26 protein-coding genes are annotated in these 21,437 nt (G+C 56.8%); 17 read left to right on the top strand and 9 right to left on the bottom strand.

Features of this window, described 5'->3' with window-relative positions; genetic code table 11:
- Entirely contained in the window at window positions 1–897 is an 897-nt protein-coding gene (locus WBK23_RS12390; RefSeq protein WP_424484247.1) for a hypothetical protein, read from the bottom strand.
- Window positions 898–985: 88 nt separating this feature from the next.
- Between WBK23_RS12390 and WBK23_RS12385 the strand changes: the two genes are divergently transcribed.
- Entirely contained in the window at window positions 986–1,534 is a 549-nt protein-coding gene (locus WBK23_RS12385) for an exonuclease domain-containing protein (protein WP_424484246.1), read from the top strand.
- On the opposite strand, the gene WBK23_RS12380 is transcribed toward WBK23_RS12385, so the two are convergent.
- Genes WBK23_RS12380 through WBK23_RS12365 form a run of 4 tightly spaced genes read right to left on the bottom strand, consistent with a single transcriptional unit; the run spans window position 1,531 to window position 6,215 of the window.
- The gene (locus WBK23_RS12380) at window positions 1,531–2,022 is read right to left on the bottom strand and encodes a Mov34/MPN/PAD-1 family protein (protein WP_424484245.1); all 492 of its coding nucleotides are present in this window, start codon (window positions 2,020–2,022) and stop codon (window positions 1,531–1,533) included. The two genes, WBK23_RS12385 and WBK23_RS12380, sit on opposite strands and share 4 nt — an antisense overlap.
- Window positions 2,019–3,803, bottom strand: coding sequence for a HesA/MoeB/ThiF family protein (locus tag WBK23_RS12375; RefSeq protein WP_424484244.1), 1,785 nt, complete (start codon window positions 3,801–3,803; stop codon window positions 2,019–2,021). The genes WBK23_RS12380 and WBK23_RS12375 overlap by 4 nt, the downstream gene beginning before the upstream one ends.
- Window positions 3,787–5,040 (bottom strand): nucleotidyltransferase domain-containing protein, encoded by a 1,254-nt coding sequence (locus WBK23_RS12370; RefSeq protein ID WP_424484243.1) that lies wholly within the window; start codon window positions 5,038–5,040, stop codon window positions 3,787–3,789. The genes WBK23_RS12375 and WBK23_RS12370 overlap by 17 nt, the downstream gene beginning before the upstream one ends.
- Complete coding sequence (locus WBK23_RS12365; RefSeq protein WP_424484242.1) at window positions 5,040–6,215, bottom strand: SAVED domain-containing protein; 1,176 nt, start codon at window positions 6,213–6,215, stop codon at window positions 5,040–5,042. Before WBK23_RS12365 ends, WBK23_RS12370 begins: the two co-directional genes overlap by 1 nt.
- Before the next feature lie 308 nt (window positions 6,216–6,523).
- On the opposite strand from WBK23_RS12365, the gene WBK23_RS12360 reads away from it, so the two are divergent.
- Entirely contained in the window at window positions 6,524–6,847 is a 324-nt protein-coding gene (locus tag WBK23_RS12360) for an antitoxin Xre/MbcA/ParS toxin-binding domain-containing protein (protein ID WP_424484241.1), read from the top strand.
- Complete coding sequence (locus WBK23_RS12355) at window positions 6,844–7,212, top strand: BPSL0761 family protein (protein ID WP_424484240.1); 369 nt, start codon at window positions 6,844–6,846, stop codon at window positions 7,210–7,212. The genes WBK23_RS12360 and WBK23_RS12355 overlap by 4 nt, the downstream gene beginning before the upstream one ends.
- Before the next feature lie 587 nt (window positions 7,213–7,799).
- Here WBK23_RS12355 and WBK23_RS12350 read toward each other — a convergent pair.
- A complete protein-coding gene (locus tag WBK23_RS12350; RefSeq protein ID WP_424484239.1) occupies window positions 7,800–8,090 on the bottom strand; it encodes a helix-turn-helix domain-containing protein in 291 nt (96 codons plus the stop codon).
- Window positions 8,091–8,172: 82 nt separating this feature from the next.
- On the opposite strand from WBK23_RS12350, the gene WBK23_RS12345 reads away from it, so the two are divergent.
- Window positions 8,173–8,610, top strand: a complete 438-nt coding sequence (locus tag WBK23_RS12345) for a hypothetical protein (protein WP_424484238.1) — start codon at window positions 8,173–8,175, stop codon at window positions 8,608–8,610.
- Window positions 8,611–8,667: 57 nt separating this feature from the next.
- On the top strand, window positions 8,668–9,282 hold the full coding sequence (locus tag WBK23_RS12340; RefSeq protein ID WP_424484237.1) for a DUF6088 family protein: 615 nt from the start codon (window positions 8,668–8,670) through the stop codon (window positions 9,280–9,282).
- A gap of 36 nt (window positions 9,283–9,318) precedes the next feature.
- Here the strand turns inward: WBK23_RS12340 and WBK23_RS12335 are convergent, their stop codons facing one another.
- A complete protein-coding gene (locus WBK23_RS12335; protein ID WP_424484236.1) occupies window positions 9,319–10,695 on the bottom strand; it encodes a heavy metal sensor histidine kinase in 1,377 nt (458 codons plus the stop codon).
- Window positions 10,696–10,697: 2 nt separating this feature from the next.
- Complete coding sequence (locus WBK23_RS12330; protein ID WP_260494052.1) at window positions 10,698–11,375, bottom strand: heavy metal response regulator transcription factor; 678 nt, start codon at window positions 11,373–11,375, stop codon at window positions 10,698–10,700.
- 209 nt (window positions 11,376–11,584) lie between these two features.
- On the opposite strand from WBK23_RS12330, the gene WBK23_RS12325 reads away from it, so the two are divergent.
- The 5 genes from WBK23_RS12325 to WBK23_RS12305 all read left to right on the top strand — a co-directional run bounded on the left by WBK23_RS12325 (window position 11,585) and on the right by WBK23_RS12305 (window position 16,053).
- Window positions 11,585–11,944, top strand: coding sequence for a co-regulatory protein PtrA N-terminal domain-containing protein (locus WBK23_RS12325; protein WP_424484235.1), 360 nt, complete (start codon window positions 11,585–11,587; stop codon window positions 11,942–11,944).
- A 167-nt stretch (window positions 11,945–12,111) separates the two neighbouring features.
- On the top strand, window positions 12,112–12,669 hold the full coding sequence (locus WBK23_RS12320; RefSeq protein ID WP_424484234.1) for a cupredoxin domain-containing protein: 558 nt from the start codon (window positions 12,112–12,114) through the stop codon (window positions 12,667–12,669).
- 153 nt (window positions 12,670–12,822) lie between these two features.
- Complete coding sequence (locus WBK23_RS12315; protein WP_424484233.1) at window positions 12,823–13,356, top strand: cupredoxin domain-containing protein; 534 nt, start codon at window positions 12,823–12,825, stop codon at window positions 13,354–13,356.
- Window positions 13,357–13,435: 79 nt separating this feature from the next.
- Entirely contained in the window at window positions 13,436–13,684 is a 249-nt protein-coding gene (locus WBK23_RS12310) for a DUF2933 domain-containing protein (protein WP_424484232.1), read from the top strand.
- Between the two features lie 5 nt (window positions 13,685–13,689).
- Entirely contained in the window at window positions 13,690–16,053 is a 2,364-nt protein-coding gene (locus WBK23_RS12305) for a heavy metal translocating P-type ATPase (RefSeq protein WP_424484231.1), read from the top strand.
- A gap of 204 nt (window positions 16,054–16,257) precedes the next feature.
- On the opposite strand, the gene WBK23_RS12300 is transcribed toward WBK23_RS12305, so the two are convergent.
- Complete coding sequence (locus WBK23_RS12300) at window positions 16,258–16,530, bottom strand: hypothetical protein (protein WP_069900661.1); 273 nt, start codon at window positions 16,528–16,530, stop codon at window positions 16,258–16,260.
- Window positions 16,531–16,794: 264 nt separating this feature from the next.
- Between WBK23_RS12300 and WBK23_RS12295 the strand changes: the two genes are divergently transcribed.
- The 7 genes from WBK23_RS12295 to WBK23_RS12265 are packed head-to-tail and all read left to right on the top strand — an operon-like array spanning window position 16,795 to window position 21,429.
- Window positions 16,795–17,208 carry an arsenate reductase ArsC gene (locus tag WBK23_RS12295; protein ID WP_424484230.1) on the top strand — a complete coding sequence of 138 codons (414 nt, stop codon included), beginning with the start codon at window positions 16,795–16,797 and terminating at the stop codon, window positions 17,206–17,208.
- A 7-nt stretch (window positions 17,209–17,215) separates the two neighbouring features.
- Entirely contained in the window at window positions 17,216–17,572 is a 357-nt protein-coding gene (locus tag WBK23_RS12290) for a metalloregulator ArsR/SmtB family transcription factor (protein ID WP_260496571.1), read from the top strand.
- Between the two features lie 29 nt (window positions 17,573–17,601).
- Window positions 17,602–18,072: an arsenate reductase ArsC gene (locus WBK23_RS12285; RefSeq protein WP_424484229.1), complete on the top strand. Its 471-nt coding sequence runs from the start codon at window positions 17,602–17,604 to the stop codon at window positions 18,070–18,072.
- Between the two features lie 10 nt (window positions 18,073–18,082).
- Window positions 18,083–19,150, top strand: a complete 1,068-nt coding sequence (gene arsB / locus WBK23_RS12280) for an ACR3 family arsenite efflux transporter (protein WP_424484228.1) — start codon at window positions 18,083–18,085, stop codon at window positions 19,148–19,150.
- Window positions 19,151–19,154: 4 nt separating this feature from the next.
- A complete protein-coding gene (arsH, locus tag WBK23_RS12275; RefSeq protein WP_424484227.1) occupies window positions 19,155–19,871 on the top strand; it encodes an arsenical resistance protein ArsH in 717 nt (238 codons plus the stop codon).
- 12 nt (window positions 19,872–19,883) lie between these two features.
- Window positions 19,884–20,390, top strand: a complete 507-nt coding sequence (locus WBK23_RS12270) for a cyclin-dependent kinase inhibitor 3 family protein (RefSeq protein WP_424484226.1) — start codon at window positions 19,884–19,886, stop codon at window positions 20,388–20,390.
- 34 nt (window positions 20,391–20,424) lie between these two features.
- On the top strand, window positions 20,425–21,429 hold the full coding sequence (locus WBK23_RS12265) for an ArsJ-associated glyceraldehyde-3-phosphate dehydrogenase (RefSeq protein ID WP_424484225.1): 1,005 nt from the start codon (window positions 20,425–20,427) through the stop codon (window positions 21,427–21,429).
- The last annotated feature ends 8 nt before the right edge of the window (window positions 21,430–21,437 follow it).

The following is a 21,437-nucleotide window of genomic DNA, read 5'->3' as shown; positions in this document are numbered from 1 at the left end:
CTAGCTGCGCACTGGGAACACCAGTTCGTCATGTGCGGTGCAAATGAGTCGATGGTCCAGCACATGGAAAATTGCAGGGTTCTTGGCATCCTGGGCACCCACAAAGAAGAGGTGACTGCGGGATGCCTGCTTATCTTTTTTGGCTTTCATGTTCTCTTGACGGGCTATTTCCAGCTCGTTTTTCAGCCGCCCGCGGGCAGCTGCTGACCACTCGCTCCAGAGGACGACCACCTGGTAAGGCGTTAGTTTTTTCTCCTCCCATTCGCCCGCGTTGAGTGAAATGGTTAAGTGTTCGGGCGATTCAGCGGCTGGCGTCCAGGCCAGTTCTCCATAGAAAATGCGTGCATTCGGACAGGGCTCCAACCCTTTCGCCCGAAGTTTCTTGAAGGCGGTTTGATAGGTCGTTGGGGCAATACCCGGGATAGCTAAAGAAAGATGCCTATCGAAGGGGAAACGCAAAAAAGCACGGCAGATAGGACGAATACTGTTCGCAGCGCGTCGTCCCTCTCGGCGCACCAGGCCAGTAGCTCCATCCAACCGTCTGACGCTCTGTGTCTGACACTCGGTGTGAGGTAGCGCAGGATCGACGATGGTACGGTCTTCAACCAGCTGCAGCCGGGCGGGTGATAAACCTGGCGAGGTCTCTAATTCCTGCTGAACACTGCCGCGCTTGCCCTGCGCTATAACCTTAGTTTCGCCCTCCACCTCACAACCTGAGACGTGAGGGTCGCGAAGTTGAAAGTGAGCCCGAACCAAGTTCTCCGGGCGGTAGGCGCGCGGGAAGGCCTGAGTTTTGCAACCAGGGCATTGGTAGCCATAGGTATCCACTGCCTCCAGCAGTTTAAGGTCCTCGGCCTCAACAATTTCCTGTGTAATACGATCACGAGCGTTGTCCATGACGCTGACGTCTCCATGGGGGTGGGTGTTCGGCTTATACAACTCACCGCATACTGTCCGAATGGAGCGGACTAAATAAAGGGGTAAAATGGTGAGCGATGAGCTTTATGTTTCAGTCGACGTAGAAACTTCCGGGCCGGTGCCGGGCATCTATAGCTTGCTTTCCATTGGGGCCTGCCTCGTGAGTGAGCCTGCCAGCTCTATTTATCTTGAGCTTCAGCCTGACGGTATACAGCACGATCCGGAAGCAGTGGCCGTAACTGGCCTTGATCTAACAAGGCTAGAAAGCGAGGGGCTTGCTCCGCAGGTCGCGATGCTCAAGCTGGAGCAATGGCTGACCCAGGTATGCCCGGCAGATCAGAAAGTCGTTTTCGTCGGGCTTAATACTCCATTTGACTGGTCCTTCATCAATTACTACTTCCACAAGTATGCTGGGGCAAACCCCTTTGGGTTCACCGCAATTGATATGAAGGCGTATTACATGGGGGCTACCGGCTGCCGCTGGAAGGAAACCAAATCCTCCCAAATGACCGCTCGGCTCAAACCCCAAAGCTCACCCAACCATAATGCGTTGGACGATGCACGATTTCAGGCGGAGCTTTTCGCGCTAATGCTGGCAGACGGGTTTAATCGCTAACCTGGCCAGCTACCCCATGCAGCTTCAACATAACGCCCCTCCCTGAAGGACCAAGCCTTTATGCCTTCAGGGCTGCTGGAGTTGCCCACGATAATTGCCAGCGGCCGCGGCAGATCTTGTGTGTAGCGCGCTGCAAACCTGGAAAAACTCCCGACATCAGTGGGGGAGATCATAGGAATGCTTTGCGGGTGAGTATGCCAGTACCCCACCAGTCGGAGCCCGGCAGCATTGGCTCGTTCAATTTCGTCTCGGCAGCGGTGAGCATTCAACTCCAGCCAAGTTCTTCCAGCCCGGTCATCTCGATGGGGGGGAGTCGCCAAGGCAAGTACCAGTCCGGCAGCGCTTGCGGGGTCGACGAATAGCTGTCCCCCACGCTCCACATCGAAGTGCCTCTGCCGATAGCGCTCCAACAGGCTCGCAACGTCCTGCGATACCAACAGATGAGTGTCCACCCCGGGCCAGCTCCATTGCCAGGCGATGGCCGTCATCGAGCTGTCTCCAATTGCTCCGGCCAATCGCGCTCCACCTGAGCGTGCTGCATGCCGGCAGGTAGTTCAGGACCCAGATACTGCCCTCCCAGCGTCGCCACGTCGTGAGGGCTATTGATGCTGCTCACCCAGATCGGGGTTCCGGTGCCGCCGCTCAATGCTCGTAATGCGGCCTGAGAGACCATTGAAGCAATGTTCACCATTCCCAGAGAACCTCCTGGGATGAAACTCTCTCCGCAGGCAGGAAGGGCGACGACACCACCTTCCGGCCACTCGGTGAACTTGTGCCTAAATTCACCGTTTTCTGTGAATAGGCCTCGAGCATCGAATGCACCCGATGGTGCAAGGAGCACATGCCCCACCTGCGTATGAGGTTCGCTCCAGGCCTGGAGTAGACCCCAGGATGTGCCATTCGACTTGGCGCTCCACAGAGCCACCTCTGACTGCCAATCCGCCGTGGTAACGACGACCAGATCCGCTTTATCAAATACCTCGGAATTCTGGTACATCACCACTTCAGCGAAGTCTGCGAACGCAGCGACCTCCGTGGTAGGCAGGTCTTTGCGAATTCGCTCCTGCAGCGCTTCGGCCTTGGCCAGGCCTAGGTCATCGGCCCCGAGCACATGCCTGCCGAGATTCGCCGACACCAAGTGATCCGGGTCAATGAGTGTCAGATGCCCAACACCCGAGCGCGCCAACTGTAGGGCAACCGTACTACCCAACGAGCCGACCCCAACACAAACTACGCGAGCCGCTTCCAGGTTCTGCGCCACACCGCTGAGGTCACGAGACAAAATCTCTGTCCGATCCAGTACATCCAGGGTCGTTGCTCGGATCAGAACTGGGGGGTGGCTTACCGCGACTGCTGGCCGGCGCCGCGCTGAACGCAGGTAAAACTTTGATCCTCGATCCAACTGTGGGCCGTAAGCGCGAACGTTAAGGCAGTAGATCGGAGCACCGGTATCTCCCGGAAGCTCCAAAGCGATCCAGCGGTTAGGTAGCGAGTCACGCTCATTGAACCAAGCCAACAGCTGCGTGCGGTCGCCGGGAGTAAGGTGCGGAATGAGCCATGTGAGCAGTAACTCAGGGGCCGGAATGCGCAGATCCGGATAACTCTGAAGCTTTGCGTAGAAGCCTGGGGTCTCGGGAGCACGCATCCTGGGGGATCGGCCAATCGTGCGCTTGCAGTGCCTTTTCAGTGATGACAGATCTGTTGCGAGCCAGACTGTTTCCTGGCCGGACGGCAACGCTTGGCGAGGATCGCTTAGGGCAAACAGCTGCGAGGCAGCTTGGGGGCGATCCAGAAGAATAAGGTTCTGTAGAGACAGTCCCTGCTGCCTCGACCAGTAGGATGTGATTTCGCGCCGAAATTCGGCATCCCGGGCCGCCGCGCATGACCCCATTTGGGACAAGCTTACGATCTTGCGTAACCGAGCCAGGCTATCCGACACCACGTATTCAGGGGTGCCCATCACTGGGCGCTCCTGGAAGCCATGCAGGCAGAGCCCGACTTCCATGGCGTGGGGCCATATAAGCCATGGCGAAGGTTCGACAGTAAGCCTTAATCCGCCGCGGGGGAAATTCCTCGGAAAGCTGATACGTAGCCGCCGCTCCGTGCCCGTATAGTCAACGGGCAATGGAAAGTAATAACTTGCGGCTTCGTCAGACCGTGTGGTCACAGGCTGAAGCAGTGCAAGTGCGGCATCTTCGCCAAGAGCGCCTCGCAGCGCGGCTATGCCCCGCTGCAGAGGTGTCTCCATCTGATCAACCAAGACGCCCAACTGGCTTCACATCCTCTTGTGAGTTCGCTGTTCCGCTGACACCGCCAAACAGTGCGCCCATCGACGTGGAGTTTCGCGTGGTTCCGTCCGGGCGACCTGGCATCGTCCAGTTGGACGGAATCTCGCCATTCACTGCAGAAATGAAGGCAGGCCCCATGCCAAAGTTTTCCTTGACCGCCTTGGCAAAGGCCTCTGCGGACTCGAAGCTCTCAAGCCCCAGTGATACGGATGCACTGGCATTCGAGTGCCAGTCTTGGAACGCCCGGCGGTAGCGATGCCCCTCGCTCGGTCTATTCCATTTCTCCGCGAAGTTTTCACCGCTGTCGGCGGGGTTGCAGACCAAGCATTCGTTCCCCCGGTGTTTGACGTGATCCGGCATCCTCCGGACGATTTCGAGGATCGCGTCCAGCGGCCTTAGCGGTTTCGACTGAGACTCTTTCGCCACGTCCAGGTAGGCATGAGTGGCGAGTGTTGTGATGACTGCTGAAATAGGTCGGAAGCTCTCATTCTTTGTCCGAATGGCCCACTCATCCCGATGCCGCTTCAGCAGCTTGATCGTCGCCCTAAGTGGGTCTTGATCGAGGTACTCCTCATATTGAGGCAGCGGATCCTGAGTGGCGGCATCAAAGGCACGCTGACTTTTCGCGACAGCCAGATGCTCCTCGAAGGAGATCGTCTGCGTAGAAGCGACCTGCAGCCAGTTAGAGTAGGGGATAGGGCTGCTCGCCTTCCATCCTGTCTCCCGGTCTGGCACTTCCAGCTTACCTTCGCCATTGCCTTGAGAGTTCCCATTGATGGCACGCGCTGGCGTGACATCGATATGGAATCCGGGGTTTTCGTCGGCATAGACGATCCGGATGCCGCGACGCAGCGGCTTGATTTCTTCTTGGACGCGGCTGCCTATCCTGAATCGCTCTTCGATAGCATCCAGAACTTCTTGAGCGCCAGCCCCCTGGGCATGGGGAAGCCAAATAATGGCGTCCGCATCGATGGTATCCAAATCTTCGGGAGCACCAGAAACGGGTTTGATCGTCGTCTTCAGGCGCATGGAGCCCTGAACAAAAATATGCGCCTCCGCCAGTAGCGGATTGTCGGATGCATTAAGGATTTTCTGCAGCTGGGAGTATCGATCGTTGATCTTCTCGTACTGTGCTTCCGACAGTGAGACCTCCCGTGCTGCACGGAGCAGAAAATGTTCCCAGCTCCCGCGCTTGCTCTGCTCATTGCTCATGGACATCAGCGGACCTCCTGGGCCTGGTGGCCCAACTGTAGTGTTGGCGTGAACCTGTTTTGGTTGTCTTTGTCTCGATCGAAAATCAGGTAAGGATGCCGATGTTGCGTGGTAAGCAAGGCACCAAACTCAATCGCCAACGCAGCTGGAATGGCCGCAAACACATGAATTGTGTCTGCCGTCGCGGCCTCAAGTCGGCTCAAGTGCATTTGTAGGGCGTCGCGAAAAGCGTGAATCACGCGACGGTTCTGAACCATCGCGTAACTCGGTTCTGGGATGCTTAACTCTGCGATACGTGCGCCAGGTAATGCCACTTCGACGTCGCGAAGCGGGACCTGAGCGGAAATAGACAGCACCAGTGCAAGCGGACCATCTCCATCCGCTGGTGGGGTAAACACAAACTCCGGCGGTTCAGCTGACTGGTTAGGCCAACGTAGCTGATGCTCGCGGTTGAACGAGAAGAGCAGGCGCTTGGATCGATCGCCCAAGGATTGTCCCAGCATCATCAGCGCAGGGATGTCTGCCAATCCCACCACGGCCAAGGTAGGGGCATCTCCATAGACTCCTCCACGACGCTTTAGCTGCTGCTCTAACTCGTGCTGAACGCTGTCCTGGATGCTCTGCCAGTAGTGGGCATCCCTGCCACGATGACTCGGGGCAGGAAAAATGATCTTGATGGCATGATCGAATGCAGTTAGTCCCTCTGCGGACATTGCACCCAACAGATCACGAACAGGAATGTCGTTGATCGTCGCGAAATGCTGACTTTGCACAATCACCGGAATGGCTCTGCCGCCGTCAGGCGTGGTTGCGGCCAGCCGGATTCGCTCCAAATACGCCTGGTGCAGGCCGCTCAGATCGCTTTCTGGGTAGCCATCAGCATCGCGATCGATTTTTTCATGGCAGCCAGGGCAGAGCAGCATGAGGTTAGCGGTATCGTTGGTGAGCGACTCGGCCTTAGCCTCATCATGATCATCTCGCCCCCTTGGCCCCTTCGGGCTGGCTGGAAGGATGTGGGCTACCTCGCCCCATTTCATGGGCTTTCCTGCACGATAATCGTACGTGAGGTCCGTGCCACAGAGTTCGCAATGACCAGCTGATTGGATCCAGACGATGCGCTTCGTCTCATTATCGGTATCGTACCGCCCGTTGGCAGGCTTAGACTTTTCTTGTTTTTCCACTTGCCCTCCTTGGGCATCTGGATCGCAGATACGTACTGGCTCTTTAAGATCAAATGAGGCCATCAAGCCAGAATTCAAGGGGCGTGAAGCGAAGCAGCTCAAATAAGGCTGCTTCGCATAAGACCCGCGGTCTGCGAGCAGTTTCAGCGCACAAATGAACCTCCATCTGCAGCGCTAGGGCGGCCCATGAATTAACCAACACCAGTGTCGGGACTGGTGCCAACATCACAACCAGAGGTTGCCATGATGAAAAGTTTTATTGAACGACTTGGGTTGCCCCAAAGCCAAAGAGCCTGCATCAGGCGACCATGGCAGGACTCCAAGTCGAGCTAACCACTCGCTTGGCGGAGGAGCTGGGGATTGAGTCCTGCGTCGTGGCAGGCTGGATCGGCACTACTCCAGAGGCTTCCCTCATGACCCCAGCTGAGGGCGATGCGTTTTGTCGACTGGCGAACCTTGTCGACGTGCTGTTGAACGTCTTGGAGTCAGATCAAGCTGCGGCGACTCGCTGGCTCACGTCGCCCAATATTGCGTTAGGAAACGTGCAACCCGTTTCCCTACTGAGCAGCGAGGTCGGTGGCCAAGCTGTACGCAAGGTGTTGCTCGCTATTGAGTACGGACTGCCGGTTTGACTAAGTTGCTGCTCTTGCTCTCGGCCAAGAGGTCTTGGGTGTTTGGCTCAGCGTCCAACTGCGTCAGCATCGGTCACTTACCAGGAATCCAGGCGTATGCTGCCAGAGGAGTCGTGGTTTTGATGGAGATGGGAATGACAATGCCGAATGAGCGCTCTCGCGCTGTGGTGCAGACTCGAGATTTTCTCGTTGAACTGTCCCGAGATAGCAGCCTGCCTGAAAAGGTGCGGCGAGATGCCAAGTTCCTTTTGCGGCATTTCCCGACACAGGATGATGTGATCCTGGCGGGGCGAATAGAAGAGCAGTCGGAGACCTTGCCGCTGGGGGCTATGGGGCCCGTCTTCAGTTCCTCGATTACAGGCTAGGGCCGCTTTCGGCTGGGCAGAAATGATAAAGGCGGCCTCAGGGGCCGCCTCGAACCAAGTTTCATCACCGGTACAGCGCCCGGGAGAGGAAGCTCTTGGGCTGTGCGCCCAGTGTAGCGGCAGGCGAGGCGCGAGAACAGGTTATTTCGCTGGGGGCTTCGGAGCGTCGCTATCCCAAGCGCTTACAAGCGCATCTATCCGATCAGGAGTCTCTGCCTACAGGATCTGCACCTAGTGGTTGAGAGCGCCTATCCGCAAGATCCGAGCATGTCTGCGCCTCAGCTGTCGGGCCGAATGGCGTTTGGTCTGCTGTGTTCAAAGGTGTATGCGGGGGAGCCAGTTTCGACCAAACGGTAGCCAGAAACGAAAAAAGGCACCATAGGCACCTTTTTTTGAGTATTGCGATCCAGACACCACTTGCGAGCCGCCTTGCGCGACTACGGCTTTCGCCGCTGGAGAGTGCTCGGTCTCATCTGGTCAGTCACTCCGATGCGCCCAGTGTTGCGCACCAGTGGTCGTGATGCAAGGTGATGCCGCAATAACTTGCATGAACGACAGTTACCTGCATCGATCTCACCTGTACATGCCTACTCAAGTGAAAGGCTGTCCTTCAGGTTCGTGATTTCTCGTTGGATCTTTTTCAGAAGCTCATCTGGCTTCAGTCCAGGCGTCTGCTTTTGATAAGCCAGGACCAGCAGTGTCAAAGGATGGATGCCCACAACCTCGGCAATTTGCTCAACTTTTTCAATCGATGGCTTCCATTTTCCGCGTTCGATCGCACTGATGTAACTCTGGCTAGGCCCAAGCCCTTCCTGGGGCAGCTCCTTCAAATTTCTCAGATTCTTGATCACCAGACCAAGCGCTTCATTGAGTTCCATTTGCTGTCTCGCAAAAGGAACGATGAAGCCTTTTTAGCGCCTTTGGGGCTATGCTATATATAGCTTAAAAGAGGATGTACTGATGTTTCTCACGTACAAGCGCGCTGAAATTGCGTATCCGCCGTTATTTGGAGATGACTTTCAAATGTGGCGTTTCGTTGAGCTCGAGGAACATCGCCCTTGGTTCTACGTGGTGATCAATCGCCGCCAGAAGACCACCGCCTGGCGGACGATGCTTCTGATTCCGACCGAGGAAGAGCTGGAGCACATGCTAGAAAGACGCGCTGAGGGAACGCTGGTCGAGGCAGTCCAGGTTGTACTGCCTGCGAGGCTGAATGGATCCAATGACTGGACGATGGAGAAGCTGACCGAGCTGATAAGGGTCTATGACCGGGACGAACGAGTCTTGGGCTACGACTTCAAAACGGCATCAGGCCAGACCTACTCGCACAGAGATTGCCTGTACTCACAGGACGGAGCCAAGCACCAGGTCTATTGTTCGATGATGTGTCCCGCATGAGATGGTCGCCACCTTTGGTGGTTCTTGGCAGGGCCACTCACGAGGTTTGACAGGACAATGAAGGCTCTTCCCGAGAAAATCCTGGACATCATTCAACAGCTTCCAGAAGGTGAGGTTCTGACACCTAGCAGATTCCTGCATCATGGTTCTCGCCATGCTGTGCAGCGAGGACTCTCTCGCCTGGTCGAAGGTGGAAAGCTGTTTCGCGTTGCTCGGGGCATTTATGTTGCCGCAGTCGAAACTCGGTTCGGCGTGCGCCCGCCGGCACCGGAGAAGGTTGTCCACTCGCTGGCTAATGCGCTGGGTGAAGTGCTGGTCGACCACGGGGCTCGTGCCGCGAATAAATTAGGGCTGAGCACACAGGTTCCAGTTCGCTATGTCTTTCTAACCGACGGACGCTCTAGGGAGCTTCAGGTTGGCAAGACCACCGTGTCGATTCGGTATGCGCCTCGATGGTTGATGGCTCTAGGCGCTACTGGAGCGGGGGAAGCCATTCGAGCATTGGATTGGGTTGGCGAGGCAAGCGTGGGGTATGCCGTTTTCAAACTTCATAAACTACTACCCGAGAGCGAATGGGGTGCTCTGGTGTCAGCTCACCGCTCGTTGCCTGTCTGGATGGCGAATGCAATCTGCGCTCAGTCGAGTTGCACCCACCCTGTCAAGTTGGGCTAGCGGTTTAGCTGTAGCCTACTTACCGCCAGATCGGCATCATCTGGAATGGGGCAATTCGAGGTGAAAGCCCGTGAGGCCAGCGGCTGAGGTGCACCAGATGCGGCCTTTGTGAGCCTCAATGATGGATCGGGTGATGGCAAGTCCGAGCCCGGCGTTGCTCGGGCTTCCCTCCCGCCGAGCGGGGTCGACCCGGTAAAAGCGGTCGAAGAGCTTATCTAGGTGCTCTGAACTGATTGTGTCCCCAGGGTTCTCGAGGGTGAAGGTAGTGGAGTGCGCTGTTTGGCGGATTAGTACCGAAATTGTCTGTCCCACCGGCGTATAGCGCAGCGCATTGGACAATAAGTTGGATAGCGCACGATCAAGCATCAGCCGATCCCCCAGCACTTGGCCTGTGCCTGTGAGCGATAGTTCAATTCCGCGCTCTTCGGCCAGAAGGTGGTAGTAGTCAAACAGCTTGAAGACTACGTCAGCCAGTTCGATCCTGGCCTGCTCTGGGATGATTAAGCCATTATCAGCCTTGGCCAAGAACAGCATGTCATCAATCATTCGTGACATGCGCTTAAATTCTTCCAAGTTGGAGTAGAGGTTCTCCTCGTAAGCGGTGATGTCGCGCTTATGGCTCAAGATCACCTCAGTATGGGTCATGAGGTTGCTAACGGGCGTTCGTAGTTCGTGAGCGATGTCAGCCGAAAAATTGGATAGGCGAATGAAGGCCTCTTCAAGTCGAGCCAACATCGCGTTGAAGGATGCAACCAGTTGTTGAAGTTCTAGCGGCACCGGCTCTAGAGGGATTCGTTCCTGCAACGACCGAGCGGACATTGCGGTGGCCACACGCGTAACTTGCCGCAGAGGTTTGAGGCCGCTTCGAGCAACCACCCAGCCTAACGCGGCACTAACCAGAGCACTGATGATCAATCCAACCCAGAACCATCGCTGCAGCGTGTCGAAAAAGTGTGTGTGATTGGTGACGTCGAGAATCAGCAGGGCTGTAAGTGGTTCAGGTTGGTCGGCTACCGAAATTTGTGCCGTCATACCGCGGTACATGTGCTGTCCGTTCTGCCACTCCCACATGCTCTGCTCGTTAGCACGCCTGAAGCTTTCAGGAATCTCGACTGCTCTGGGATCGGAAAAGAGAACCGCGCCGTCGCTAGAAAGGATGGTTGCCGCCAGGTCCTGATGCGCTCCCAGCAAGGCTCGCAATTGCGGTAACTCTTCGGAAAGGCTTGCTCCGCCGCGGGCATTATTGAGGATATGCTTGGCTGATTCGAGCTTCTCAACCAGGGCCTGCCGATCCAGCATTCTGAAGTGGTGCTGACTGAGCATATTGAAACTCAGTCCTGCTACCGTCAGAACTGCAATTACCGCAGACATGAACATCAGACTCATGCGTGCTGTCAGCGAAAGGTGCTTCATATTCACTCCGGCGCATCCATCATGTACCCCATGCCGCGGGCGGTATGGATCAGCTTGAGATCGAAATCATCATCGATCTTTGCGCGTAGCCGGCGTACAGCAACCTCGATGACGTTGGTGTCGCTGTCGAAGTTCATATCCCAAACCTGAGAGGCAATCAGGGATTTCGGGAGGACCTCGCCGCGCCGGCGCAGTAACAATTCCAGGAGGGAAAACTCCTTGGCCGTCAGGTCAATTCTTTTCCCGCCACGGATCGCACGCCGCTTCATCAGGTCGACTTCCAGATCAGCAATTCTCATAGTGGTCTGCGTAGGAGAGCCATTGCCTCTGCGCAACAGCGTTCTGACCCTGGCCAGAAGCTCTGAGAAAGCAAATGGCTTGATCAGGTAGTCGTCCGCACCAAGCTCCAGACCTTTAACGCGGTCTTCCACACCATCGCGTGCGGTCAAGAACAGCACAGGGACATCTTTTCCTGCCGCTCGCACCATGCGCAGCACTTCCCACCCGTCCAATCCAGGCATCATCACATCCAGGATCAGAAGGTCATAGGACTCGCTCAGAGCGTGCTGAAGGGCATCTGTACCTGTCATGACCCGGTCGACATTGAATCCGGCCTCGGTAAGACCTTGCTGTAGGTACGCACCGGTTTTGGGTTCATCTTCAGCTACAAGTAGTTTCATGCGAGCAGATTCCAAAAGTCGGGTGGCCTGAGTTTGCAGGCAAACGGCACCACCAACCAGAAGCTTACGAAAATGTAATCCTGGCCTCAGGTCACTGACAGGGGGCTTTGTCTAGGGTGCAAGCATGAGCACTGGGTTGTGCTCACGGCCCTCGTTAAGACCCAAAGCAGAGGTGCCGATCACAACTTTCCCTGATGGAGACTGCCCCTATGAATTCGCTGAAACCTTTACTTCTGGTTGGTTCGCTGCTGCTTTCTTCTATGGTCTGGGCCGAAGGGGGGAGTGATCGTACCTTTGAGCGCATGCAGCAGATGCGCGACAAAGCGGAAGCCGTGCTGATCCAGGCAGAGAAGGCCCCAGTCGGCGAGCGGCATGTGCATATGAAGGAGCACATGAACATGCTCGAAGACCTCATGAGTCAGCTGCACAATGAACATCCTGCTCCAGGTATGTCTGCCGAAGATCATTTGGCCTGGATGGAAAAACACGACAAGTTAGTAGACGACGTGCTGGGTCAAATGATTCGCGAGCACAAGCTGATGATGGCCGACAAAGAGTGCCATAAGTAAGAGTTTCCCCCATCTTCCAGGCCTTCCGTGATTGCTCCTTTGGCCTAGCGGCGCCTCAATGGCGCCGTGCTTTTTTCCAGCTGACGCAATTGTAGTTTTGGGGTCAGCGGCCTGGCAGGAAGCGGGGAATAGCATGAGATTTCCAGCCTACCTAGCGAGGTCTCACCATGAAACGCATCCCTCTTAAGCTGCTGATCAGCACACTGTTCATCAGCACCACTTTTCCGGCATTTGCCGAGACCAGCGACAGTAGCAATGGCATTGGGCAGCAGGCCCAGGCGACGCCGGCGACTCGTACCGTCTTCGTGAAGATGGAAGACATCAACTACAGCCAGAAGACGATCGATGTAAAGCCAGGTGAAACCGTGCGTTTCGTTCTGAAGAACGAAGGTGCATTGATGCACGAGTTCAACATCGGGCAGGCAGCGTCCCAACTGGAACATCAGCGCAAGATGGCGGTCTTGTTCAAGGACGGCACGTTGACGCCGACAGGCATGGCCGAAAGTATTGTCTGGCATGAGCGTTATGGCACTGGTGATGCCAACCCGCCTGGGTATCCGGAAGTCATCAAAGCCAAGCATGACGATCCGAACGCGACTCTCGTTGAGCCCGGCACAACCAAAGAGTTCGTGTGGACCTTCCCCAAGGCTGGGAACTTGAGCTTTGCCTGCACGCTACCTGGACATTATCAGGCGGGAATGGTGGGTGAATTCGCCCTGCGTTAGATCGACGGCGGAGCGGTGCTACCCGTTAGCCACGGTTCTGGGTAGCACCAATCTAACGAACCTTACTGTGATGTATTTTTCGCGTCAGCGTGCCGGCAGCTTCACCTGTTTAGCATCAGGGCGTTTCCTTCCTCATTACCACAGGTGCTCACCATGAAGCTCATATCAGTATCCATAGTCACCACCGTTGTCTTGCTGCTCAGCACTGCGAACGCTCTGGCCAGCCCGGGACACAACAAAGACAGCATCGGGCAACCGGGAGACAGCCAGGCAGTAGACCGCACCATCGAAGTACGGATGGGGGACATCTTTTTTGAACCCAAGGTAATGGAAATCAAGGCGGGCGAGACTGTTCGCTTCGTACTGCAAAACGAGGGGGCTCTGCTGCACGAATTCAACCTTGGCAAAGCCGCTTCCCATGCCGCGCATCAGAAAGAGATGGCCGCGATGTTTCAGAACGGCACGTTGTCCCTGACTGCAGCGCATGTCATGAGCAATATGGACCATGCCATGGGCGGCATGAAGATGGTCGGCATGGAGCACGACGATCCCAACAGTGTTCTGGTAGGACCTGGTGCACGCGAAGAGCTGATTTGGACCTTCTCCGAGACCACTGATCTGGAGTTCGCTTGCAATGTCCCAGGGCATTATCAGTCGGGAATGGTCGGTAAGGTGACCGTACGTTGAACTCTATTGATGGGCGTCAACCCCGCCTAACTTGAGCGGCCTATGCTGATCCAACAGCCATTGAATCGAGGCTATCGTCATGGACCACACTCATCATTCCAGCACGACTGAACCGCCTTTCTGGAAGAGCAAGATCGGCATTGCGCTGATCATGCTGACCATAATCGGTATCTTCTCTGTGGCGCGTGAGCACTACGGTCATCTTTCGCAGGCTCTGCCGTACCTTATCCTGCTGCTGTGCCCGTTGATGCATCTGTTTGGCCACAATCACGGCGGGCATGCCCACTCCAGCAGCACCGCTGTTTCCAAGGACGAAGATAGGAAATAAAGCGCATGCAAAAAACCTCCTGCCATCATGACCAGGGTCATGCACATAACTCACACGGTCACCCTGAGAGCCAACGCGACCCGGTGTGTGGCATGGAGGTCAAACCTGATAGCCCTTACCACGAGAGCGTTGAAGAGAAGGCCTATCGTTTCTGCAGTGCGAAGTGCCTGGAGAAATTCCAAGCAGATCCTCATCAGTACATGAGCCATCAGTCGCATGGTGGGCATCACCAGCACGTGACTCCAGCACCTACATCGACACCCGTAAGTGCTGAATACACCTGTCCGATGCATCCAGAGATTCGTCAACCGACTCCCGGAAACTGTCCGATTTGCGGCATGACGCTGGAGCCTCTCATCCCAGAGCTGGAAGAGGAGGAAAATCCGGAGTTGAAGGACTTCTCGCAGCGGTTCTGGTGGACCCTACCGTTGACCGTCATCGTGACCGTACTGGCGATGGCTGGCCATTCCTTGCAACTGTTTCATGGCACGGCCCAGAACTGGGTTGAGTTGGTTCTGGCGACGCCAGTGACGCTATGGGGCGGCTGGGTATTCTTCACCCGCGGCATTGACTCCATCCAGCACCGCAGCCCGAACATGTGGACGCTGATCGGATTAGGAACTGCAGCTGCCTACCTCTACAGTGTGGCAGCCACCTTGGTTCCGCAGTGGTTCCCGGCGGCCTTTGTCCAGGACGGACGTATTGGCGTCTATTTCGAAGCAGCCGCGGTGATCATCTCGCTCACGCTGTTGGGCCAGATGCTCGAACTCAAGGCCCGCTCGCAGACTTCGGCCGCAATCAAATCACTGTTGAGGTTGGCACCAAAGACTGCGCGTCGCATCAAGTCCGATGGCCAGGAAGAAGATATTCCGCTGACTCATGTCCATCAGGGCGACCACCTGCGTGTCCGGCCGGGGGAGAAAGTCCCGGTGGACGGTAAGGTTCTAGAGGGGGAGAGCGCCGTCGACGAATCGATGCTTACCGGAGAACCACTACCCGTGACCAAACGGGCAGGGGATGCCCTTATCGGTGCCACTATGAACACCCATGGGAGCCTGGTGATGGAGGCACAGAAGGTCGGTGCAGAAACCATGCTGTCGCAGATTGTCCAGATGGTGGCGAGAGCTCAGCGTTCCAAGGCACCGATGCAGCGCATGGCTGATGCGGTGGCAGGGTATTTTGTCGTTGGGGTGATCCTGATCGCCATCCTGACGTTCTTCGGCTGGGGGCTATTCGGGCCGGAATCAGGCTGGGTTTTCGGCCTGATCAATGCCGTGGCCGTATTGATCATTGCTTGCCCCTGCGCCTTGGGTTTGGCGACGCCAATGTCGGTCATGGTCGCGACTGGTAAGGCCGCCAGCAGCGGCGTGTTATTCCGTGATGCCAGTGCCATCGAAAACCTGTGCAAGATCGACACCTTGATCGTCGACAAGACTGGAACCCTGACCGAGGGCCGGCCGGTTTTTCATAGTGCAGAAGGAGTCGGGTCGTTCGACTCGATCGAGGTACTGCGCTTGGCTGCTAGCCTCGACCAGGGCAGCGAGCACCCACTGGCTCATGCCATTGTCGATCACGCACGTGGCCAAGGTCTTGCCTTGGTGAAGCCGGACACCTTCGAGTCTGGCTCGGGCATCGGTGTTCGCGGACAAGTCGATAGCCATCAACTGCAGCTCGGTAATACAGCGCTGATGGAGGAGGCGGGCGTCGATATTGCCTCGCTGCGTGATCGTGCCGAGCAACTGCGCCTGGAAGGCATTAGCATCATCTATCTGGCAGTTGACGCTCGCCTGACTGGTCTCCTGGCCGTTTCCGATCCGATTAAGCCAACTTCGCTACAGGCCGTCTCTAAACTTCAAAGCGAGGGCGTAAAGGTCATCATGGCTACTGGTGATGGCCTGACCACAGCAAGAGCCGTAGCGAAGGAGTTAGGAATCGAGGAAGTGCATGGTGAGGTGAAGCCACAGGACAAGGAGAAGTTAGTTGCTGATCTGCAAGGTGACGGTCGCCGAGTGGCCATGGCTGGGGACGGCATCAACGATGCACCGGCTCTGGCCAGGGCCGACGTCGGAATCGCCATGGGTACGGGCACCGACGTGGCGATGAACAGCGCCCAAGTGACGCTGGTTAAGGGAGACCTGATGGGCATCCTGCGAGCACGCACCCTGTCAGTTGCCACTGTGAAGAACATGAGGCAGAACCTTGCTTTTGCGTTCCTCTACAACGCTATGGGAATCCCGCTAGCTGCTGGGCTGCTGTACCCACTGACTGGGCATCTTCTGTCGCCTTTGATCGCAGCCTTGGCGATGAGTGTCAGCTCGGCCTCGGTGGTATTCAATGCCCTTCGGTTGAAACAAACGGACGTTGGCTGAACTCTGACTAGCTAGGTGCCAACCACCGGCGGGGCGGTTAAATGCGTAATTGCATTCATCTAACGGTGGTGGCCACTGCTTGCTTCCAGCTAGGCCAGTATGTGGCTTAGATGCACCGGTAGTGAGCGGCCATTTGCGACCTCAAAGCACATACCAAGGCCAGGCACTGCTCTCTCTGCGTTTAGAGAGCAGTGCCTGTGCGGCTTACTTCTTAATGGCTTGCAGATAGTCCTTCAGGGTCGCCTCGTCAGCAGATTTAACGGTCATGCCATCCGGGCCTGTGCCGATGTCAGTGAACTGCTTGGCAGGCTCCCCAGTTTTCTTGAACTCTTCCAGCTCCTTGGAGCCTTCACGGAATACCCACAGGCGACCATCTTCGATCTCGGTGACAAAGCCAGGCTTATCGTACTGGCTGGCGAAGGTGGCGCTGGCGAACAGGCTGGTCAGCAGCATTGCGGTCAGAGTCAGTTTTTTCATCGCAAGTTTCCTGTTTGGGTTGAGGTGCGATAAAGCCTAAGGCCCTTTTGATGACAGAAAAGTTACAAGATATGGATATGCGAGTAACCAGATGTTTCACTGCAAAGCCAGCCCAGGTTTCGGCCTTAGCGGTGCTGAACCCCAGTAAACCTGAACCTAAGCGCAAGGTCGGCGCGTGAATCATTCTGGGATTAGCATTGCCGCTTTACTGAATATTCGTGAATACGTATATTCGTTAAACCATATTCGATTCGAGATTTGGCAATGGCTTACAAGACCCGCGTGCTGTTCGTTTGTGTGGCTAACGCTGCTCGTTCGCAGCTGGCTGAAGCGCTGCTGCGACACACTGATTCCGAACGTTTCGAGGCATTCAGCGCCGGCACCGAGCCCGGCGAAGTTGATCCTCGCACCCTGGATGCACTTGAGCATCTGGGCGTGAGCACCGAGGGGCTGCATAGCAAGTCCATCGATGAGTTTGCCGGCGAGCGTTTCGAATACGTCATCACACTGTGCGATAAATCGTCGCTGGAGTGTCATGCCCTGCCCGGCGCAGGAGAGTTACTGGTGTGGAACTTCGAAGACCCAGTGACCAGCACCAAGCCTGACGCATTCCGCCACACCCTTCACGAGATACACGAGCGCATCAAGATGTTCGTGCTGGTGAAAACCAAACGTTGAGACCTTTATGGCTGACCATCTGACCCCGACCACCGTATTCAAATGCCTGGCTGACGAGACCCGCGTTCGCCTGATGTTGCTCATCGCCCGTGAGGATGAGTTGTGTGTCTGTGAGCTGACCTGCGCGCTCGATGAAAGTCAGCCGAAGGTGTCCCGCCACCTGGCGCAACTGCGCAACTGCGGACTGCTGGAAGATCGCCGGCAAGGTCAGTGGGTCTATTACCGCTTGCACCCCAGTCTGCCGGACTGGGTGATCGCCATCCTGAAAACCACTTTGGATGCCAATCAGCACTGGCTCAGCCCAGATGCCAAACGCCTCGATGTAATGGGCGACCGCCCGCAGCGCCTTGCGGCCTGCTGCTGAGTCGCGCTCGGCCTTTACGAGATAGCCTTATGAAAATTTTATTCCTGTGCACCGCCAACAGCTGCCGCAGCATTCTTTGCGAGGCTGTGTTCAATCACTTGGCACCGGCTGGCATGAAAGCCTACAGCGCCGGCAGCCAACCTAAAGGTGTCGTGCACCCACTGAGTCTGAAAACGCTGGAAAACGCCGGCATCTCGACCGCAGGGCTCTCCAGCAAATCCAGCGATGTTCATGAGGGTCTAGCCCCTGACTACGTGATCACAGTCTGCGACAAGGCTGCCGGCGAAGCCTGCCCGGTGTTTTTCGGGCCCGCGACCAAGGCTCACTGGGGGCTGGCTGATCCGTCGGAATACCAGGGCAGTGAAGACGAGATCGAAGCCGCTTTTGATGCCACCTTGGAGCAGATCAGAACCCGCATCGAAGCCTTCCTGGCTTTACCGCTCAAGCAGATGGATGCCGAGCAACTCAAGGCCGAGCTGGCCTTGATCGGCACGCTCTGACATTGGAGGCATGATGAAGAGCAAAAGCCGTCTTTCATTTCTGGATCGCTACCTGACGGTCTGGATCTTTCTCGCCATGGCGATTGGGGTCAGCCTGGGCAGCCTATTCGAAGGCCTGCCGGTCTGGCTCAACAGTCTGTCGATAGGTTCGACCAATATCCCGATTGCCATTGGCCTGATCGTGATGATGTACCCACCGCTGGCCAAGGTCAGGTATGAAGAGCTGCCCGAGGTATTCAAGGACAAACGCATTCTCGCGTTGTCGCTGATCCAGAACTGGGTGATCGGCCCGGTGCTAATGTTTGCGCTGGCAGTGATCTTCCTGCGTGATCAACCTGAATACATGACCGGCCTGATCCTTATCGGCCTCGCGCGCTGCATCGCCATGGTACTGGTGTGGAACCAGATCGCAGGTGGCAACAGCCAGTACGTCGCGGGTCTGGTCGCGTTCAACAGCATCTTCCAGATCCTGTTCTTTAGCGTGTATGCCTGGATCTTCCTCGGCCTGCTGCCGCCCTTGTTCGGCCTACAGGGCAGCGTGATCGATGTGAGCTTTGTCAGCATCGCCGAGTCCGTGCTGATCTACCTCGGCATTCCGTTTCTGGCGGGTTTCCTGACGCGCAAGATCCTGATCAGCCGCAAAGGCGAAGAGTGGTTCAACCAGCGTTTTATCCCACGCATCAGCCCGCTGACGCTGGTCGCGCTGCTGCTGACCATCGTGGCGATGTTCAGCCTCAAGGGCGACATGGTGCTGCAACTGCCGCTGGATGTACTGCGCATCGCCATCCCGCTGACCATCTACTTCGTGGTGATGTTCTTTATCAGCTTCTGGATGGGCAAGCTGCTGAAGGCAGATTACCCACGTACTACCGCACTGGCCTTTACCGCTGCCAGCAACAACTTTGAACTCGCTATTGCTGTGGCCATTGCCACTTTCGGCCTGGCTTCGCCAGTGGCCTTTGCCACGGTGATTGGCCCGCTGGTTGAGGTGCCTGTGCTGATCGCCCTGGTCGGCGTAGCCCTTTGGCTCAAGCGCCGCTGGTTCGACCAGCCTCGCGCAGCACTCGCTCAGGAGTAGACGTATGTCTGAAGAACACATCCCCAATCTCGATGCTGAACTGGTCGATCTGCCCACACTCGACAAGCTCGGTAGCCCGCTTACCGTCACGCACAAGCCGCGCATCCTGCTGCTCTATGGATCGACCCGCGCACGCTCGTTCAGTCGCTTGCTGACCGAGGAAGCCGCTCGCTTGCTGGAGCACTTCGGTGCCGAAACGCGGATCTTCAATCCCTCTGGCCTGCCTTTGCCGGACGATGCTCCGGATAGCCATCCCAAGGTGCAGGAGCTGCGCGAGTTGATGCAGTGGTCGGAAGGCCAGGTCTGGTGCTCGCCGGAGCGTCACGGCTCAATGACCGGAGTGTTCAAGGCGCAGATCGACTGGGTTCCGCTGGCCATTGGCGCGGTGCGCCCGACCCAGGGCAAGACCTTGGCGGTGATGCAGGTCTGTGGCGGCTCGCAGTCCTTCAACGTGGTTAACCAGTTGCGCGTGTTAGGCCGCTGGATGCGCATGTTCACCATCCCCAACCAGTCGTCCGTACCGAAGGCCTTCCTGGAGTTCGATGAGGCTGGCCGGATGAAACCCTCGGCTTTCTATGACCGCGTAGTGGACGTGATGGAGGAGCTAGTGAAGTTCACCCTGCTGCTGCGTGAGCGTTCCGACTACCTGGTTGACCGCTATTCCGAGCGCAAGGAATCGGCACAAGAACTCTCCAAACGCGTTAATCAACGTTCCATCTGAAGGATTTTGATCGTGCAACAACATCCGTATTCCGTGCTGACCTCCGAGCAGGTCAAGGGCCAACTGATCTTCACGCCGTGCCCTGGCACCAAAGACACCTCAGTCGCTGAGGCGCTGGACACCCTCAAGGAGGCCGGTGCTTCGGCCTTGCTGACCTTGATGCCCACTGAAGAACTGACCCAGAACGAAGTCGAGAATCTGCCTGGGCAGTGCCAGTTGCGCGGCATCGAGTGGTTCCACCTCCCAGTGGAAGACGACCAGGCACCCGGCGAGCCGTTCCAGGCGGCCTGGGACGCCAATCGCGAGCGGATCAAGCAACTGCTCACTGAAGGCAAGAACATCGCCATTCACTGCAAGGGCGGTTCGGGTCGTACCGGCCTAATTGCCGCACAGCTGCTGATCGAATGCGGCGTGCCATTCCGCGAGGCGGTCAGTGAAGTGCAGGCGCTTCGCCCCCGTGCGATTCAGCATCCCGCGCATATCAACTACATCAGCCAGTTCGACATCGCCCAGGCGTAATTGCCCGCGCTAGCCGCCCCGAGAGAACAAAAACATGAGCATCAAAATAGGTATCAACGGTTTCGGTCGTATCGGTCGTCTCGCCCTGCGTGCGGCCTGGAGCTGGCCTGAGTTTGAGTTCGTGCAGATCAACGACCCGGCAGGTGACGCCGCGACTCACGCGCACCTGATCAACTTCGACTCGGTGCATGGCCGCTGGAACAACGAAGCCAGCGCCGAGGGTGAGCATGTGCTGATCGGCGGCCAGCGCATCAAGGTGACCGCCAACAAGGCGATTGTGGACACCGACTGGTCGGGCTGTGATCTGGTGATCGAAGCCAGCGGCAAGATGAAAACCGTTGCAGTGCTGCAGGCCTATCTGGATCAGGGTGTGAAGCGGGTGGTGGTGTGCGCGCCAGTCAAAGAGAAGGGCGCACTGAACGTGGTTATGGGCGTCAACCAGCACCTGTTCGACCCTGCGCAGCACCGCATCGTGACGGCGGCTTCCTGCACCACCAACTGCCTGGCTCCCGTGGTCAAGGTGATCCACGAGAACCTGGGTATTCGCCATGGTTCGATCACCACCATCCACGACCTGACCAACACCCAGAGCATCCTCGATCAGCCACACAAGGATCTGCGCCGCGCCCGTGCCTCGGGCATGAGCCTGATTCCTACGACCACGGGTTCGGCCACCGCCATTGCCGAGATCTTCCCCGAACTGCGTGGCAAGCTGAATGGCCATGCCGTGCGCGTGCCGCTGGCCAACGCCTCGCTGACCGATTGCGTATTCGAGGTCGAGCGCGCCACCTCCGTGGAGGAGGTCAATGCGCTGCTTAAAGCGGCCGCCGATGGTCCACTGAAAAACATCCTCGGCTATGAAGTGCGCCCGCTGGTGTCCATCGACTACCGCACCGACCCGCGTTCCTCGATCATCGATGCGCTGTCGACCATGGTGGTCAATGACACCCAGGTGAAGATCTACGCCTGGTACGACAACGAATGGGGATACGCCAACCGCGCAGTCGAGCTGGCCAAGCTAGTCGGCTTGGCCGGTTAACCAGGAGC

This window comes from Pseudomonas sp. (genome assembly GCF_049653025.1).
Lineage (GTDB): Bacteria > Pseudomonadota > Gammaproteobacteria > Pseudomonadales > Pseudomonadaceae > Aquipseudomonas.
Note: the sequence above shows the minus strand (reverse complement) of the source record. Positions and strands in the feature narration are given on the sequence as shown.

Bases quoted from the DNA above. Each gene is read 5' to 3' on its own strand.
- WBK23_RS12390 (WP_424484247.1), bottom strand. From the start codon at position 897: ATGGACAACGCTCGTGATCGTATTACACAGGAAATTGTTGAGGCCGAG.
- WBK23_RS12385 (WP_424484246.1), top strand. From the start codon at position 986: ATGGTGAGCGATGAGCTTTATGTTTCAGTCGACGTAGAAACTTCCGGG.
- WBK23_RS12380 (WP_424484245.1), bottom strand. From the start codon at position 2,022: ATGACGGCCATCGCCTGGCAATGGAGCTGGCCCGGGGTGGACACTCAT.
- WBK23_RS12370 (WP_424484243.1), bottom strand. From the start codon at position 5,040: ATGTCCATGAGCAATGAGCAGAGCAAGCGCGGGAGCTGGGAACATTTT.
- WBK23_RS12360 (WP_424484241.1), top strand. From the start codon at position 6,524: ATGGCAGGACTCCAAGTCGAGCTAACCACTCGCTTGGCGGAGGAGCTG.
- WBK23_RS12350 (WP_424484239.1), bottom strand. From the start codon at position 8,090: ATGGAACTCAATGAAGCGCTTGGTCTGGTGATCAAGAATCTGAGAAAT.
- WBK23_RS12345 (WP_424484238.1), top strand. From the start codon at position 8,173: ATGTTTCTCACGTACAAGCGCGCTGAAATTGCGTATCCGCCGTTATTT.
- WBK23_RS12340 (WP_424484237.1), top strand. From the start codon at position 8,668: ATGAAGGCTCTTCCCGAGAAAATCCTGGACATCATTCAACAGCTTCCA.
- WBK23_RS12335 (WP_424484236.1), bottom strand. From the start codon at position 10,695: ATGAAGCACCTTTCGCTGACAGCACGCATGAGTCTGATGTTCATGTCT.
- WBK23_RS12330 (WP_260494052.1), bottom strand. From the start codon at position 11,375: ATGAAACTACTTGTAGCTGAAGATGAACCCAAAACCGGTGCGTACCTA.
- WBK23_RS12325 (WP_424484235.1), top strand. From the start codon at position 11,585: ATGAATTCGCTGAAACCTTTACTTCTGGTTGGTTCGCTGCTGCTTTCT.
- WBK23_RS12320 (WP_424484234.1), top strand. From the start codon at position 12,112: ATGAAACGCATCCCTCTTAAGCTGCTGATCAGCACACTGTTCATCAGC.
- WBK23_RS12315 (WP_424484233.1), top strand. From the start codon at position 12,823: ATGAAGCTCATATCAGTATCCATAGTCACCACCGTTGTCTTGCTGCTC.
- WBK23_RS12310 (WP_424484232.1), top strand. From the start codon at position 13,436: ATGGACCACACTCATCATTCCAGCACGACTGAACCGCCTTTCTGGAAG.
- WBK23_RS12305 (WP_424484231.1), top strand. From the start codon at position 13,690: ATGCAAAAAACCTCCTGCCATCATGACCAGGGTCATGCACATAACTCA.
- WBK23_RS12300 (WP_069900661.1), bottom strand. From the start codon at position 16,530: ATGAAAAAACTGACTCTGACCGCAATGCTGCTGACCAGCCTGTTCGCC.
- WBK23_RS12295 (WP_424484230.1), top strand. From the start codon at position 16,795: ATGGCTTACAAGACCCGCGTGCTGTTCGTTTGTGTGGCTAACGCTGCT.
- WBK23_RS12290 (WP_260496571.1), top strand. From the start codon at position 17,216: ATGGCTGACCATCTGACCCCGACCACCGTATTCAAATGCCTGGCTGAC.
- WBK23_RS12285 (WP_424484229.1), top strand. From the start codon at position 17,602: ATGAAAATTTTATTCCTGTGCACCGCCAACAGCTGCCGCAGCATTCTT.
- arsB (WP_424484228.1), top strand. From the start codon at position 18,083: ATGATGAAGAGCAAAAGCCGTCTTTCATTTCTGGATCGCTACCTGACG.
- arsH (WP_424484227.1), top strand. From the start codon at position 19,155: ATGTCTGAAGAACACATCCCCAATCTCGATGCTGAACTGGTCGATCTG.
- WBK23_RS12265 (WP_424484225.1), top strand. From the start codon at position 20,425: ATGAGCATCAAAATAGGTATCAACGGTTTCGGTCGTATCGGTCGTCTC.